The following is a 15658-nucleotide window of genomic DNA, read 5'->3' on the forward strand; positions in this document are numbered from 1 at the left end:
CCAGTCCCTCAGACTCCCCCCCCCCGCCTAGGGAAAAGAGGCACAACACTGTCCCCACAAAACGCGCTTTTGGGTGGGACCACCCCCCCCCCCCCCCCCGCCCCCCCCCCCCCCCCGGTCCCTCATCTGGGAGGCAAGCCTCAGGAGAGGTAGGGCCCGGCGGTGCCGACCTGGCCGGGCGCGTCGGTCAGGGCGGTGTCGAGGACCCAGACGGCCATGTCGCCCTGGCCGGAGACGTTCGCGGTCAGGGTGCCGCCGGTGACAGTAGCGGTGGCCCCGGTGATCGCGTCGGTGTAGGTGCCGTTCGGGATACCGGTGAACGTGGCGGTGCCGGTGATGGCGACGAGCGCGAAGCTGTCGGTCGTGTCGTCGGTGTACCGGCGCTTGAACGCGATGCCGCCGCTGATGCCGTCGGTGGAGTACTGGCCCATGGACAGGGCCGGGACGGCGCGGCGGATCTCGTTGAGGCGCTGGAGGTGCTGCACGAGCGGCTGGTCCAGTGTGGTCGCGACGGCGCCGGTGGCCGATTCGACCTGGCCGAAGTCGCTCACTTCGAGGGTGCCTTCGAGGTGGTCGCCGAAGTAGGCGCGGCCGGTCGTCGAGAGCGGGCAGGTCGGGCCGCAGTCGATCTTCGCTCCGGCCTGGAACTCGATCTCCGATCCGTAGTAGAGGGTCGGCACGCCGCGGAACGTCCACATGAGGTTCATGTTCTCGGCCCAGGCGGCGGTGCCGCCGGAGTAGCGGTTGCCGGACTTGTTGGGGCCGTAGTCGTGCGAGTCGACGTACACGGCGTTGAACGTGGCGTCGTTGACCCAGGCGTCGGAGTCCTTGCCGTTGTAGAACGCGTTGCTCGCTTCACCGAAGTTCATGTGCATGCGCATGTCGATGATGTTCATGCCGGAGAAGGCACTGTAGTCGGGCTCGTGGTACTCGTTGCCGTCGAGGAACGCGTTGGTGCTCGTGGGCTGGTTCTCGGTGCCCTGCGTGTTCTCCCAGTTGTACTGCTCCAGGGCGGCGGTGGCGTCGTCCGCGGAGTACTCGCGGCGCTCCTGCCAGGTGTAGAACTGGGCGGAGTGGTTGACCGAGCCGCGGTTCCAGCGGTCGTGCACGAAGGCCGCCACTTCACCGAAGATGTAGAAGTCCTGGGCCTTCTCGGCGCCGTACTTGGATTCCAGGTGCTCCTGGAGCGCGGGCAGGAAGACCCGGTTCCAGGTGACGCGCGGGATGTGGACGGCGGTGTCGATGCGGAAGCCGTCGACGCCCATGTCGATGTACTGCTTGTAGGCGCCGATCAGGTAGTCCTGGACCTCGGGGTCCTCGGTGTTGAAGTCGGCGAGGTCTTCATGGAGCCAGCAGGAGCGGGCGTCCTCGCCCTCCCAGTTGCCGATCCAGCACTGGTGGTAGTGCTCGGCGGAGAACATTCCCGAAGTGGCGCTGGGCCACTGGCAGTTGTAGACCTTCCAGCCCTCGGAGCTGTAGTTGCCGGTGAAGACGCCCCAGTTCTGGCAGGTGTTCCCGGCGGGCTCGGCGGTGGACCAGAGGTCGCCGTTGTAGTAGCTGCGGCCGGAGTTCGGTTCGACCGAGAGGCCGTCGTAGGTGAAGTCGGGGTTGTACGTGTCGTAGAAGTCGCCCCACTGGGAGTCCTGGACGCCGTAGACCGCGGGGGTCTCCAGGCCGACCGCGCCCCAGCGCGAGGAGTGGTTGAAGACCACGTCCTGGTAGATCTTCATGCCCTTGGCGTGGGCGGTGTCGATGAGGTCCTGATAGGACGCGCCCTCGGACTCGAGGCGGGCGTCGATCTCGTAGAAGTCGTACCCGTGGTAGCCGTGGTAGTCGTAGTCGGAGCGGTTGAGGACCACCGGGGTGATCCAGACGGCGGAGAAGCCGAGGCCCTTGATGTAGTCGAGCCGGTCCATGAGGCCCGAGAAGTCGCCGCGGAACATCGGGTCGTCGTACCCGGCGTTGCCGGAGGTCTCGTGCTTGCTGCCGCCGCGGTTGTTCGACTCGTCGCCGTCGTAGAAGCGGGCGGTCATGGCGAAGTAGATCGGGTCCTGGCGGGGGTCGCCGCCGAGCATCTCGCCGCCGGCGGCGGCGGGCGGGGCCTCACCGGTGGTCGCCGAGACGGAAGCGCTTGCGGCGGAGAGGTTCCCGGCCGCGTCGTAGGCCTCGACCGTGTAGGAGTAGGCGGTGTTCGGGCTCAGGTTCCCGTCGGTGAACTTCGTCGAGGCGGTCGTGCGGGTGACCGTGCCCTCGGCGGAGGTTCGGGTGAGGCGGTAGCCGGTGACGGCCGTGTCGTCGGTGGCGGCGGTCCAGGACAGGATCACCGTGACGGCGTTGACAGTGGCCGTGACCCCTTGGGGCACTGAAGGAGCCTCGGTGTCGGGCTCGACCGGCGTACACGGGTCGGCGGCGTTCGCGGTGAGCGCGCCGTTGGCGATGGTCGTCAGGCCCGTGCCGACGTAGTAGTTCGCGTAGTTGTTGTTGTCCCAGGTGCCGGAGCCGTTGTTGAAGACGACCTGCGCGCCGGTGGCGGTGCCGAGGTCGATCGTGTACGAGCTCCAGCCGTCGCAGGCGGCGGCCATGGCGACGCCGGGCACGGTCGTCCAGGACGCGCCGTCGGCAGCGTAGTGGATGTTGATCGTGGTCCAGCTGGTCGAGGCGCGGTAGTAGACGGTGGCGGTGTTGGCCGCGCCCGCCGCGGACGGCACGGCCAGCAGCGCGAAGAGCATGGCGGCCAGGGCGAGTGCGGCGGCGAGGAGGCGGCTCCGCTGGGAACGGCGTGGTTGTCCGCGGGTCATGTCGAGCTCCTGAGGGCATGATGGTCGGTCGAGATGCTTCTTGCTGTTCCCAGATGGTTTCTTGCATGTTTTGCAAGAACTGTCCGAACTTTAGCACAGGCTTTTCTATATAGCCATGTCTCGATCCGCCCGGTTCATGCCCCCCGGGATCGGTTCGTCAGGCGCCCGTGAGGATCACCAGTTTCCGGGTGGCCCTGGTCATCGCCACGTACCGGTCCACCGCGCCTTCGATGCCCTCGCCGAAGCGCTCCGGGCCGACGACCGCGACCAGGTCGAACTCGAGCCCCTTCGACAGCTCGGGGGTGAGCGAGCGGACCCGCGCGGTCGGCGTGAAACCGGGGTCGCCGATGACGCAGGCGGTGCCGTCGGCGTGCTCGGCGAGCCACTCGCCGAGGATCGCGCCGAGGTCCGCAATAGACGCGTGCTGGACGGGGATGCCGCTGCTGCGCACCGAGGTCGGGACGTTGGCGTCCGGGATCGCGGCCCGGATGACCTGCTCGGCCTCGGCCATGACCTCCTCGGGCGTGCGGTAGTTGATGCTCAAGGCGGCCAGGCGCACCTGGCGCAGCCCGATGCGTTCCAGCCGTTCGCTCCAGGACTCGGTGAACCCGTGCCGGGCCTGGGCGCGGTCGCCCACGATCGTGAAGCTCCGCGACGGGCAGCGGCGCAGCAGCATCTGCCATTCGGCGTCGGTCAGCTCCTGGGCCTCGTCGACGATGACGTGCGCGAACGGCCCGGCCAGAGGGTCGGCCTCGGCGGTCTCCAAGTCCTCGTAGTGGACCAGGGCGTCCTGCAGGTCGGCGCCTTTGAGCAGGATCATCTCCTCCACGTTGCCGTCCCCGGCCTCCAGGATCTCCTCCACGACCCGGTCGATCACCTCCCGCTCGGAGGCGATCTCGGCCTCCCTGCGGCGGGCGAGCCGCGAGGTCTCGGGGTCGCCGAGCCGGTGCCGGGCGGCGTCCAGGAGCGGCAGGTCGGCGGTGGTCCAGGCCTTCGGGTCCTCGCGGTAGAGCAGCGGCATCTGGTCATCGTCGAGCCAGGGCGCGCACCTCCGCAGGAAGTCGGGGACCGCCCACAGCGCCGCGACGAGGTCGGTCGGCTCGATGACCGGCCAGGCCTTGTCGAAGGCCTTCACGAGTTCGCGGTTGCGGGCGAGGGACCGGCGCAGCAGCTCCTCGTCGACCTCGCCCTCGTCGTGCTTCTCGGCGATGATCGCGACGAGCTCGTCCCAGATCTCCTCGCGCGCTTCGTTGTGGGGCGTGCCGAGGCCCGCCGCGTCGAACGCGTCCGCCCAGTCGTCCGGGGTGAGCACGACTTCGGCCCAGTGGGTCTCGACGAGCAGCTCCTCGGCGGGCGGGCGCTCGTACCGGCGCACGGCCGGCTCGATCGCCTTCACCATGTCCGCGTGCATCTTCAGGGCCGCCACCTCGGGGTCCGCCTCCTCGGGCGCGTGCTCCCCCTCGGGCTGGAGGTCGCGGACCGTGCAGGTCTGCACGCCCTCCTCGCCGAGGCTGGGGAGGACGTCGGCGACGTACGCCAGGTAGGGCTGGTGGGGGCCGACGAAGAGGACGCCGCCCTTGTGGTGGCCCACGCGCGGATCGGAGTAGAGCAGGTAGGCGGCGCGGTGGAGGGCGACGACGGTCTTGCCGGTGCCGGGGCCGCCGTCGACCACGAGCGTGCCGCTCGACCCGGCCCGGATGATCGCGTCCTGGTCGGCCTGGATGGTGCCGAGCACGTCGCGCATCCGCTCGGACCGGCTGGAGCTGAGGCTGGCGATGAACGCCGACTGGTCGTCAAGAGCCGCGTTGCCTTCGAGCCCTTCGAGGGTGAACACCTCCTCCCAGTAGTCGCCGATGCGGCCGCGGGTCCACCGGTACCGGCGGCGGCTGGCCAGCCCCATCGGGTCGGCGTGGGTCGCGCCGAAGAACGGCTCTGCGGCGGGCGAGCGCCAGTCGAGCAGCAGGCGGCGGCCGTCGCCGTCGGTGAGCCCGAGGCGCCCGATGTAGACCGTCTCCCCCGCCGTGGTGACGGTCCGGCCGAGGCACAGGTCCAGGCCGAAGCGGCGCAGGGCGCCCAGGCGCCCGGTCAGCCGGTGGATCTCCCGGTCGCGGTCGGCCGCGGCCTGGCCCTCGAACCGCCCGGTGCCGCCCTCCGCTTTGCGAAGGGCCTCCAGTTGTGCGGCGACCTCGGCGATCGACGCTTCCAGACTGGCCGCGACGGCGGCGAAATGGCGCTCGTCGTCGGCGATGAGCTTCGGGTCGGCCTTCGCGGCCAGCCGATCGGGCAATTGGAACGCACTGCGGGACTCAGGGGCCACTGCGACGCCTCCGAAACTGGTGGATCCGACTGGGAAGTACGATTGTGAACCACCCTGACCTGCGAAAACGCACCCCGGTATACCCGGGTTCGGCACTTCCGGGTTATATTCTGAAGTGGGAAGAGGCGCAGGCCTCTTCCTTTCTGCGTTTCCGGGACTTCGCGGCCCGGCCGCCCGGGCGTCTCCCCGCGCTGCGGCCCCCTGCGGCCCCGATGGGCGCGATCATCTCGGAAGTACCGTTTCGGGGCCATTCCATGCCATGCGACCTGGGCGGGACCGCCGATTCGCCGCCGAGAGATTTATCGAACACCCGTTTGAGGTTGCGCGCTGCCCGCAGTTCGATATGGTGATCTTGATACACATGTTCGACAGACACGGGGGAACTGGTGGCGACATCCGTCGCGGCCGCGCTGGCCGCTGAGCTCGGCCTGCGCACCGCCGCCGAGCTGCGCCCCGCGCGCGGGGCCCGCCTCACGGTTGAGACGGCGCTGGTCGAGACGGCTCTGGTCGAGGCGGCGCCGGTCGAAGCGCGCGGCGGCGCCGTCACCAAGCCGCGGCCGGTCGGCTCGCCGACCGAGACCGCCGACGAAGCGATCCGGCCCGCACGCGCCATCCTCCCCGTCACCCCCGACATTTCCGGGCTCCTCCCCCACGGCGGGCTCGCAACCGTGACCGCAATCACGGCATCCAAGCGCGGGGCGACCTCGCTGCTGTGGCGGCTGCTGGCCGGTCCTACCGGTGCGGGGGCGTGGTGTGCGCTGGTCGGGATGCCGCAGGTGTACCCGCTGGCGGCGACGGCCGCCGGGGTCGACCTCGCGCGGGTGGCGCTGGTCGATCCGGGGCCGCTCGTGGTCGAGGCGGCGGGCACGCTGGCCGAGGGCGTCGGTGCGGTGGTGGTGCCGAGCGAAGGGCTCACGCCGACGCAGACGCGGCGGCTGGCCGCTCGCGCGCGCAAGAGCGGGACCGCGATCATCTGGTGGGAGACCCGGCCCGTGGCCGGTGTCGACGCCCGGCTCGAAGTGGCCCGCGCGAGGTGGAAGGGATTGCGGCCCAACGCGGGGCGGCGCTGGGGCGCCGGGCGGCTCGACGCCTGCGAGCTGGAAGTCGCCGCCCACTGGCGCTCCGGCGGCACCCGGCAGGGTCAGGTCTGGCCCTACGGAGGAGAGTCGAAGGCGAACCGCGCCGGAGCGCAGGACTCCACCCGCGAGAACGTCATCGACCTGCGGACGAGGTCCAGGCAAAGCTGGACGGCGAACCGAGCCGGCAAGGTCGCGGACCATCAGGCCGACCTCGCGGACTCTGGGGCCCTCCCTCCCTCCCCCTCGCCCACCCACCCCGCCACCGCCATGCCGACTACCAGCTCGACCGGGCGCGCTCCGGTCGAGCGTGGTGATGCCTCCGGTGCCTCCGGAAAATTCCGGATTCGTTCCGGTGCAGCGGATGCGTCCGCCGGCCCTTTCAGTGTGGCAGGGGGGTACGACAATTCAGCACCTTCGGTGACGGCGATCTCACCCTCCGCGCGCGCGCCGTTGCCCGACCGCTCGCAGCAGCGGATCGACTCCGGTTCGGCCTCCGGTGGCGAGGTGGTTCAGCTCCGCCGCGGTAGAGGCGATGGCTCGTGAGCGTGCGGGTTCGGCGGGCCGGGGGGCGGGTGCTCGTGATGCGGCTCGTCGATTGGGAGGCCGAGGACTCGGCCGCGTTCGAGCCGGTGCTCGACGCGCTCGACCTGCTCACGCCCTACGTCGAAGTGCTCGAACCGGGCGTCGTCGCCGTGCCGCTGCGGCGCGGCGCGGGCGACGAGGCCGCCTTCTGCGAGACCCTCATCGACACCGTCTCCGGGCTCGTCGACCAGGACTGCCTGACCGGCGTCGCCGACGGCCTGTTCGCCGCCGTCCTCGCCGCCCGCGAAGGCCGGATCGTCCCGGCCGGGCGCGACGCCGCCTTCCTCGCCCAGCGCGACATCCGCGACCTCCAGGCCACCGGCCTGGTCGACGCCGAGACCTGTGAGACCCTGCGGCACTTGGGCATCGGCACGCTCGGCGCCTTCCGCGACCTGCCCGGCCAGGCCGTCGCCGAGCGGTTCGGCGCGAACGCGCGCCGGGCCCAGCTGCTCGCCGCCGGGCAGCTCTCCCGCCCGCTCGTCCCCCGCCCGGCCGCGCCCGAACTCACCGTGACCGACACCCCCGAGACCCCGTACGCCACCGTCGAGCAGGCCGTCTTCGCCGCCCGGCCCCTCGCCGAACGCCTGCTGTCCCTACTGGACAGCTGCAACCTCGCCTGCACCCGCGTCACTGTCACCGCCCGCACCGGCAGCGGCATGGAGCGCCGCCGCACCTGGCAGCTCGACCCCGCCATCGGCGCCGCCGAACTCGCCCGGCGCGTGCGCTGGCAGCTCGAAGGCTGGCTCTCCACCAGCGCCGCAAGCGAAACGGCCGACGAAAGCGCGCACGCCATCACCGTCCTCGAGCTCGCCCCCGGCGGGCTCATCGGCCTCGTCGCGGCCGGGCGCGGCCTGTGGGGCGACAAGGGCGCCCAGGACGTGAAGGCCGAGGCCGCCCTGCGGCACGCCCAGAGCCGGTTCGGCCCCGACGCCGTGCAGATCGCCGCCGCCACCGACGGCCGCGACCTCGATGAGCGGTTCGGTTCCGCCGCTTGGGAGGTCGAGCACGCCCCGCCGCCGCCCTCGGGGCCGTGGCCCGGGACGCTGCCCGATCCGCTGCCCAGCCTCATCGGCACCGACGAGCAGGTGGCGGTCCTCGACGCCGCCGGGGCCCCGGTGCAGGCCCTCGCCCGCGGCGACCTGTCCGCCGCGCCCGCACTGATCAGTTTGGGCGGCAAGCGGGTCCCGGTCGTCGCGTGGGCCGGGCCGTGGCCGGTGTCCGAGCGCTGGTGGAGTCCGGCGGTCCGCCGCTACGCGCGCCTCCAGGTCGAGCTCGCCGACGGCCGCGCCGCGCTCCTCGTCTGCGAAGGCGGGCAGTGGAAGGCGGTGGGCTGGTATGACTGACTACGCCGAGCTGCACTGCCACTCGCACTACTCGTTCGCCGACGGCGCGGACGCCCCCGCCGCGCTCGCCGCCGAAGCCCACCGGCTCGGCCTCACCGGGCTCGCGATCACCGACCACGACGGCCTGTACGCGATCCCGCAGTTCGACACGGCCGCAATCAAACTCGGCCTCCCGACGGTATTCGGGGCCGAACTGAACCTCGACCTGGTCCGGTCCCGGCGCGGCCAGGTGGACCCGGCCGGGCGCCACCTCGTCGTCCTCGCCCGCGACCCCGACGGCTACCGGGCCCTCTCGCGGGCGATCACGGCCGCGAAACTCGAAGGCGGCGAGAAGGACCTGCCCCGGTACCACCTCCCCGAGCTCGCCGCCCACGCCGACGGCGGCTGGCAGGTCCTCACCGGCTGCCGCAAGGGCTTCCTCAACGCGGCCTTGGACTCCGGTGGCCCGGACGCCGCCGGGGCCGCGCTGCGCGAGCTCGCCGACGCGTTCGGCCCCGAGCATCTCGCCGTCGAGCTCACCTGCCACGACCTGCCCGGCGACACCGAGCGGATCGAAGCGCTCGCGGGTCTGGCCCGCCGCTTCGGCGTGCCGACCGTGGCCACCAACAACGTCCACTACGCGGCCCCGCACCGCGCCCGCACCGCCGCCGCGCTCGCCGCCGTCCGGGCCCGCAGCACCCTGGAGTCGACCGACCCGCACCTGCCCGCGAACGCCGGGGCGCACCTGCGCAGCGGCGAGGAGATGGCGCAGCGCTTCGCCGACTTCCCCGAGGCCCTGGCCGAGTCCGTGCGGATCGCCGCCGAATGCGCCTTCCAGCTCAAGCTGCTGGCCCCCCGCCTGCCGCACTTCCCCGTACCTGAAGGCCTCGACGACGACACGTACCTCGCGCTGCTCACGGATGAGGGCGCGGCCGTGCGGTACGGGCCGCCGGAGGCCGATCCGAAGGCCCGGCAGCAGCTCCAGCACGAGCTGCGGGTCATCGCGCAGCTCGGGTTCAGCGGCTACTTCCTCATCGTCGCCGACATCGTCGACTTCTGCAGGGACAACGACATCTACTGCCAAGGAAGGGGATCGGCCGCGAACAGCGCCGTCTGCTACGCCCTCGGAGTCACCAATGTGGACCCGGTGGGGTTCGGGCTGCTGTTCGAGCGGTTCCTCTCGGCCGAGCGCGACGGCCCGCCCGACATCGACCTCGACATCGAGTCCGGCCGCCGCGAGGAGGTCATCCAGTACGTCTACAGCAAGTACGGCCGGGACCGGGCCGCCCTGGTGGCCAACGTGGTCACCTACCGGCCCCGCTCAGCGGTCCGCGACGCCGCCAAGGCCCTCGGGTACGGCCACGACCAGGCCCTCGCGTGGTCCAAGCGCCTCCACCGCTGGGGCGGCATCGACCCGGCCGAGGCCGAGGGCATCCCCGCCGACGTCCAGGCGCTCGCCGCCGACTTCAAGGACCTGCCGCAGCACCTGGGCATCCACCCCGGCGGCATGGTCCTCACCGAGCAGCCGGTCAGCGAGATCGTCCCCGTCGAGCCCGCCCGCATGAAGGACCGCACCGTCCTCCAATGGGACAAAGAGGACTGCGCCGACGCCGGGCTCGTCAAGTTCGACCTGCTCGGCCTGGGCATGCTGGAGGCCCTGCACCGCATGGCCGACCTCGTCTCCGGCTTCCACGGCAGGCAGGTCGACCTGTGGCGGCTGCCGCCCGACGACACCGACGTCTACGACATGCTCTGCCGGGCCGACACCGTCGGCGTCTTCCAGGTCGAGTCCCGCGCCCAGATGGCGACCCTGCCCCGCCTGCGCCCCAGGCACTTCCACGACCTCGTCGCCGAAGTGGCGCTCATCCGCCCCGGGCCGATCCAGGGCGGGGCCGTCCACCCGTACCTGCGCCGCCGCCACGGCGAACCGTGGCGCCACCTCGTCCCCGAGGTCCTCCACAAGACCCTGGAGCGCACCTACGGCGTGCCGCTGTTCCAGGAGCAGCTGATGCGCATCGCCATCGACGCCGCCGGATTCGACGCCGGGGAGGCCGACAAGCTCCGGAGGGCCATGGGCGCCAAGCGGTCCGAAGAGCGCATGGAGGAGCTGCGCGAGCGCCTCTACACCGGCATGGCCGGGAAGGGCATCACCGGCGCCGACGCCGACCGGCTCTACGAGCAGCTGCGGTCCTTCGCCGACTTCGGCTTCCCCGAGTCGCACGCCGCCAGCTTCGCGTTCCTCGTCTACTCCTCGGCCTGGCTCAAATGCCACTACCCGGCCGCGTTCTACGCCGGGCTCCTCGCCAGCCAGCCCATGGGCTTCTACTCCCCCGCCTCGCTCATCGCCGACGCCCAGCGCCACGGCCTCACCGTGCTCGCCCCCGACGTGAACGCCAGCGAGGAGGTCGCGTCCCTCATCCCCTCCGGACGCGAGGTCCGCGCGCCGGTCCTCGGCGAGGCCGACCTGCGCCTGGGCCTGGACAACGTCAAGGGCCTGGGGGCGAGCGCCGCCGAGCGCATCGTGGCCGAACGCGGCAAGGACGGCCCGTTCCCGGGCCTCGCCGACCTGGCCCGCCGGGCCGGACTCGGCAAGGAGCGCATGGAGAAGCTGGCCGTAGCCGGGGCCCTGGAAAGCCTCGAACCCGACCGTCGCAAGGCACTGTGGACGGCCGGGACCGTGGACGAGCGGCCCGGCACGATCCCCGGCACCGGGCCCGCCGCGCCGCCGCCGACGCTCCCGGGCATGAGCGGGGCCGAGCTCGCCCGCGCCGACTACACCGGCCTGGGGCTCTCGGTCCGGACCCACCCGATGGAGCTGGTCCGCGCCGGGCTCGACGCCGCCGGGGTCCTGCCCGCCGACCGGCTGCCGTCCATCGAGGACGGCGCGCGGATCGAGGTCGCCGGGATCGTCACGCACCGCCAGCGCCCTTCGACCGCGAAGGGCGTCACGTTCCTGAGCCTGGAGGACGAGACGGGCATCGCGAACATCGTGTGCTCGCAAGGGCTCTGGAAGCGCTGGCAGGGCGTCGCGTCGGTCGCGCGGGCGCTGGTGGTCCGGGGCGCGGTGGAGAAGGCGCACGACGCGGCGCCGGACGCGATGCCGATGATCGTGGCGGACAAGCTGACGCTGCTGGACCTGAACGGCCCGAGCGCGCCGTCGCGCGACTTCCGCTGACGCGTCGAGTGCGTGGAAAAGGCCCGGCTCCATCGGAGCCGGGCCTTCGTTCGTGCTGTTAGTGGGCCGGGACGGCCTCACCGGTCGGGTTGTCGGCCTTCTTCACGAGGAAGGCGGCGGCGACGGCCACAACGGCCATCGCGGTGCCGCACAGGAAGGCGAGGTGGATGCCGTCGGCCTGGGCGGCGACCTCGTTCGCCCCCGATTCGAGGGCGGCCGTGGTGCCGCTGGTCATCAGGGTGATGAACACGGCGGTGCCGACCGCGCCCGCGACCTGCTGGAGGGTGCTCATGATGGCGCTGCCGTGGGGGTAGAGCTCCATGGGCAGGGCGCCGAGCGAGGAGGTCATGAGCGGGGTCATGAGGCTGCTGAGGCCGAGGCTGAGCATCACGTGGATGACCACGACGAACCAGACCTCGCTGGCCTGGTCGAGCATCGTCATGAGGCCGAGGGCGCCCGCGAGGACCATCGTGCCCGGGATGACGAGCGGCCGCGGGCCGACCTTGTCGAAGATGCGGCCGATGAAGGGGCCGGAGAGGCCCATCGCGAGGCCGCCGGGGAGGACGACCAGGCCGGTCTCGAGGGTGTCGAGGCCGAGCACGCCCTGCAGGTACAGCGGCAGCAGGATGAGCGAGCCGAAGAGGGTCGCCATCGAGATGAGCAGCATGATGATGCCGACGGTGAACGAGCGGCTCTTGAAGACCCGCAGGTCCATCAGGGCCGCGTCGCGCTTCTGGAGCCGGAGTTGGCGGAAGACGAACAGGACCAGGGCGACGGCGCCCGCGGCGACGGCGGCGTACGGCGGGATCGGGGTGTGGTGCCCCGCTGCCGCTTCGCCGAAGCTGCTGAGCCCGTAGATGATGCCGCTGAAGGCGACCGCGGAGAGCAGTGCGGACAGCAGGTCGAGCTTGACCGGGCGCGTCTCGCCGAGGTTCTTGATGAGGACCCCGCCGAGGACGAGGGCCAGGATCGCGATGGGCAGCACGGCCAGGAACATCCAGCGCCAGGTCAGGTTGTTGAGGATGAACCCGGAGAAGGTCGGGCCGATCGCGGGGGCGACGGCGATGACGATGGTGATGAAGCCCATGGTGCGGCCGCGGCGCTCGGCCGGGACGAAGGTCATCACGGTGGTCATCAGGAGCGGCAGCATGACGGCGGTGCCGCTGGCCTGGATGACGCGGGCGGCCACGAGCATCGGGAAGACCGTGGAGACCCCGGCGAGCAGGGTCCCTGCCGCGAAGAGCCCGATGGCGGCGAGGAAGACCGTGCGGGTGGTGAAGCGCTGCAGGATGAGGCCGGTCATGGGGATGACGACGGCCATGGTGAGCATGAAGCCCGTGGTCAGCCACTGCACGGTGGCGGCGGTGATCGTGAACTCCTCCATGAGGCGCGGCAGGGCCACGCCCATGACGGTCTCGTTGAGGATCATGACGAAGGTGGCCACGAGGAGCACCCCGAGCACGATCTTGATCTGGCTCGACATGCCCGGTTCTGGCGTCGTCGGCGGGGCGTCGGCCTCTGGTGTCTCGGCCGGTCGTTGGTCAACGGTCATGGGGGATTGTTTCCTTCGGTGGTGTTCCTGCCCGGTGCCGACGCCCCCGCACCTCTGCCCTCCGGGGTGTCGGAGGGTGACGGAGCGCGCGCACCGGAAAGTGTCAGTGACTGTCAATCATTGCAGTTGCTACCATCCGCCGTATGGGCGCCGGTGGGAGTCTGCGAGAAGTGTCACGTCGGGCCGTGCAGTCGAGGATCGCACGGACCGCTGAGGAGCTGTTCGTAGCAAAGGGATTCGAGGAGACGACGGTCGATGAGATCGCCGCCGCCGTCGGCATGTCCCAGCGCAGTTTCTTCCGCTACTTCGCCTCCAAGGACGAGGTGGTGCTCGACAGCCTCGAGCGGCTGGGCCTGGACCTGGCGGTGCGGCTGGAGGCGCGCCCGCCCGACGAGTCCGAATGGGACTCGCTGCGGCACGCGTTCGAACCGGTCGTGGAGCGCCTGGCCGACCCGGTGATGCGCGGGCACGACGAGGCGCTGCAGCGGATCGTGAACGCGAGCCCGCGCCTGTTCGCGGCCTACCTGGGGCGGCTCGACCGGCTGCAGCGCGACCTGGCCGACCGGCTGCTGACGCGGGCCGCGCGCCGGCACGGGTGCGTCCCGGACTCGGTGGTGCTGCGGGCGATGGTGGGCGGGGCGTTCGCGTGCCTGCACGCGGCGATGGTGCACGCGGTGGCCCGGCCGGAGGATTTCGGGCGCCGCCTCGACCGGACCATGGAGGCGCTGCGCCCCGCCGCCGCCTGCTAGTGGTGCTAGTGGTGCTGGTGGTGCTGGTGCACGACCGCGTGGCCCTTGCCGCGTGAGATGAGCGCGCGGTTGATCGGGACCGTGACGACGAACGCGATCGCGAGCGCGGCGGCGAGCGTGAGCCAGAACCGGGGGTCGGACAGGCCCATCTCCATGCTGCCGGGGATGGCGAGGATGAACGCGTTGTCGACGATCTCCATGACCGCGATCGAGATGGTGTCGGCGGCGAGCGCCACTTTCAGCGCGTCCTTGAAGGACAGCCCGGCGCGCATGACGCCGCGCATGGTCAGGGCGTAGCCGAAGACGAAGGCGAGGACGATCGCGAGGGCGATCGTGGGGACGCCGTGCCAGCCGAGGGCGGTGCCGATGACGACGCCGAGGACTTCGCCGATGGCGCAGCCGGTGAGGCAGTGGAGGGTGGCGGAGGCGGCCATGCCCCAGCTGGCCTTGTTCGGCTGGGGCGCATGGGCGGCGTGGTCCCCGTGGCCCTCGTGGCCGGCGTGCGCCGCATGGTCGTGGGCGCTGCGGTCGGGTTCGGCGCCTCCGGCGTGGCCTGCGTGTTCGTCGTGTCCGTGGTGCTCGTGGGCGGAGTGGTCCACAGCGGTGCTCCTCAATGCTCGGCGGCCTGGGGCGGCCGCGACCGGATCATGTTATACCCCCCGAGGGTATGTTGCAAGTGGGATTCAGGGTGAGTCGTGCGCAATGCCGTGCGGCCCGCCCGCGCGCGTAGGAAAATCCACAGTGCAGCGTCCGCGCGACATTGGAGGAACGGCATGGTCGAGGCCACCGACGGGCAGGCCCCCGAGCGGCTCGGCGGCCGGTACGTGCGCGTGCTCGCCCTCGCGGGTCTCATCGGCATCCCGATCTCGGTGGCGGCCTTCGCGTTCCTGGCGCTGCTGCACTGGCTCACCCACTTCGTGTGGGAGGACCTGCCCGAGCACTGGGGGCTCGACCCGGTGCCGTGGTGGTGGCCCGTCCCGTGGCTGCTGGTCGGCGGCGCACTCGTCGCACTCGCGATCACGAAGCTCCCCGGGCGCGGCGGGCACGTCCCGATCGACGGGCTCTCGGCCGAGCCGGTGCCGCCCTCGCACCTGCCCGGGATCATGCTCGCGGCGGTCGGCGGCCTCCCGCTCGGCGTCGTGCTCGGTCCGGAGGCACCGCTCATGGCCGTCGGCGGGGCGCTCGCGACGATCCTCACGAGCAAGTGGGTCGCCAAGGGCGGCCCCGAGAACGCGCTCCTGGGCGCGTCCGGGTCGGCCGCGGCGGTAGCCGTGATCTTCGGCAGCCCGCTCGTGGCGGCCGTGTTCATCCTCGAATCCGTGGGCCGGGCCGGGCTCCGCCAGACCAAGGTCGTGCTCCCGTGCCTGCTCTCGGCGGGTATCGGCGCGCTCGTCTTCACCGGGCTCGGCGACTGGACCGGCCTGCCCATCACCACCATGGCCCTGCCGGGACTCGCCGTCCCGGCCCGGCCCGACCTCGCCGACCTGCTGTGGACGATCCCGCTCGCGCTGCTGATCGCGGTGGGCGTGCGGCAGATCCACCACCTCGGGCGGCTCCTCGTCCCGCACGCGGCGAACCGGCCCGCGCTCATGGCGATGGGGGCCGTCGTGGTCACTGCGGTCGCCGCCGCGGTCTACGCGCTCCTCACCGGCCGCTCCCCCGTCGAGGTGCTGCTGTCCGGGCAGGACGCGCTCGGCACGCTCACCAGCGAGGGCATCGCGCCCGGCAGCTGGGCGCTCGTCGCACTGCTGGCGCTCAAGGGCCTGGCGTACGCGGTGTCGCTCGCGACCCTGCGCGGCGGCCCGATCTTCCCCGCGCTGTTCCTCGGCGCGGCCTTCGGCGTGCTCCTCAGCGGGCTCCCCGGGTTCGGCCTCGGCCCGGCGATGGCCGCGGGCATGGCCGCCGCGACCGCCGCGATCCTGCCGCTGCCGGTCTCGGCGGCCGTCCTGATCACGCTCCTGCTCGGCACCGAGTCCACCGGGATGGCCCCGATCGTGCTCATCGCCGTCGTCGTCGCGTTCACCTCGGAACAGCTCATCGACCGGCCCCGCAGGGACGCCGCCCCGGCGGCCGGGGCGGCGTGA

The 15658-nt window shown here is 71.8% G+C and carries 9 protein-coding genes; 5 read left to right on the forward strand and 4 right to left on the reverse strand.

The genetic code is table 11. The features are described 5' to 3' along the window. Nucleotides 1–140 precede the first annotated feature (140 nt). A complete protein-coding gene (locus ACZ60M_RS18680) occupies nucleotides 141–2798 on the reverse strand; it encodes an alpha-amylase family glycosyl hydrolase (protein ID WP_465419682.1) in 2658 nt (885 codons plus the stop codon). Nucleotides 2799–2955: 157 nt separating this feature from the next. Next, nucleotides 2956–5115 carry an RNA polymerase recycling motor ATPase HelR gene (gene helR / locus ACZ60M_RS18685; protein ID WP_465419683.1) on the reverse strand — a complete coding sequence of 720 codons (2160 nt, stop codon included), beginning with the start codon at nucleotides 5113–5115 and terminating at the stop codon, nucleotides 2956–2958. A 386-nt stretch (nucleotides 5116–5501) separates the two neighbouring features. On the opposite strand from helR, the gene ACZ60M_RS18690 reads away from it, so the two are divergent. From ACZ60M_RS18690 to ACZ60M_RS18700, 3 genes are read left to right on the forward strand one after another with little or no spacing between them, the layout of a single operon-like run. Continuing rightward, nucleotides 5502–6737, forward strand: coding sequence for a hypothetical protein (locus tag ACZ60M_RS18690; protein WP_465419685.1), 1236 nt, complete (start codon nucleotides 5502–5504; stop codon nucleotides 6735–6737). Between the two features lie 38 nt (nucleotides 6738–6775). Next, a complete protein-coding gene (locus ACZ60M_RS18695; protein ID WP_465419687.1) occupies nucleotides 6776–8119 on the forward strand; it encodes a DNA polymerase Y family protein in 1344 nt (447 codons plus the stop codon). Continuing rightward, the gene (locus tag ACZ60M_RS18700; RefSeq protein ID WP_465419689.1) at nucleotides 8112–11273 is read left to right on the forward strand and encodes an error-prone DNA polymerase; all 3162 of its coding nucleotides are present in this window, start codon (nucleotides 8112–8114) and stop codon (nucleotides 11271–11273) included. Before ACZ60M_RS18695 ends, ACZ60M_RS18700 begins: the two co-directional genes overlap by 8 nt. 58 nt (nucleotides 11274–11331) lie before the next feature. On the opposite strand, the gene ACZ60M_RS18705 is transcribed toward ACZ60M_RS18700, so the two are convergent. Beyond that, nucleotides 11332–12825: an MDR family MFS transporter gene (locus ACZ60M_RS18705; protein ID WP_465419691.1), complete on the reverse strand. Its 1494-nt coding sequence runs from the start codon at nucleotides 12823–12825 to the stop codon at nucleotides 11332–11334. A gap of 185 nt (nucleotides 12826–13010) precedes the next feature. On the opposite strand from ACZ60M_RS18705, the gene ACZ60M_RS18710 reads away from it, so the two are divergent. Further along, complete coding sequence (locus ACZ60M_RS18710) at nucleotides 13011–13574, forward strand: TetR/AcrR family transcriptional regulator (RefSeq protein WP_465419693.1); 564 nt, start codon at nucleotides 13011–13013, stop codon at nucleotides 13572–13574. A gap of 5 nt (nucleotides 13575–13579) precedes the next feature. On the opposite strand, the gene ACZ60M_RS18715 is transcribed toward ACZ60M_RS18710, so the two are convergent. Next, the gene (locus tag ACZ60M_RS18715) at nucleotides 13580–14173 is read right to left on the reverse strand and encodes a DUF4396 domain-containing protein (protein WP_465419695.1); all 594 of its coding nucleotides are present in this window, start codon (nucleotides 14171–14173) and stop codon (nucleotides 13580–13582) included. A gap of 174 nt (nucleotides 14174–14347) precedes the next feature. Here ACZ60M_RS18715 and ACZ60M_RS18720 point away from each other — a divergent pair, with 174 nt between their 5' ends. After that, a complete protein-coding gene (locus tag ACZ60M_RS18720; RefSeq protein WP_465419697.1) occupies nucleotides 14348–15658 on the forward strand; it encodes a chloride channel protein in 1311 nt (436 codons plus the stop codon).

The sequence above is a fragment of the Glycomyces sp. NPDC050141 genome (assembly GCF_055586545.1).

Excerpts from the sequence above, each read along its gene's own strand:
- ACZ60M_RS18700 (WP_465419689.1), top strand. The coding sequence starts at position 8,112 with ATGACTGACTACGCCGAGCTGCACTGCCACTCGCACTACTCGTTCGCC.
- ACZ60M_RS18705 (WP_465419691.1), bottom strand. The coding sequence starts at position 12,825 with ATGACCGTTGACCAACGACCGGCCGAGACACCAGAGGCCGACGCCCCG.
- ACZ60M_RS18720 (WP_465419697.1), top strand. The coding sequence starts at position 14,348 with ATGGTCGAGGCCACCGACGGGCAGGCCCCCGAGCGGCTCGGCGGCCGG.
- ACZ60M_RS18695 (WP_465419687.1), top strand. The coding sequence starts at position 6,776 with ATGCGGCTCGTCGATTGGGAGGCCGAGGACTCGGCCGCGTTCGAGCCG.
- ACZ60M_RS18680 (WP_465419682.1), bottom strand. The coding sequence starts at position 2,798 with ATGACCCGCGGACAACCACGCCGTTCCCAGCGGAGCCGCCTCCTCGCC.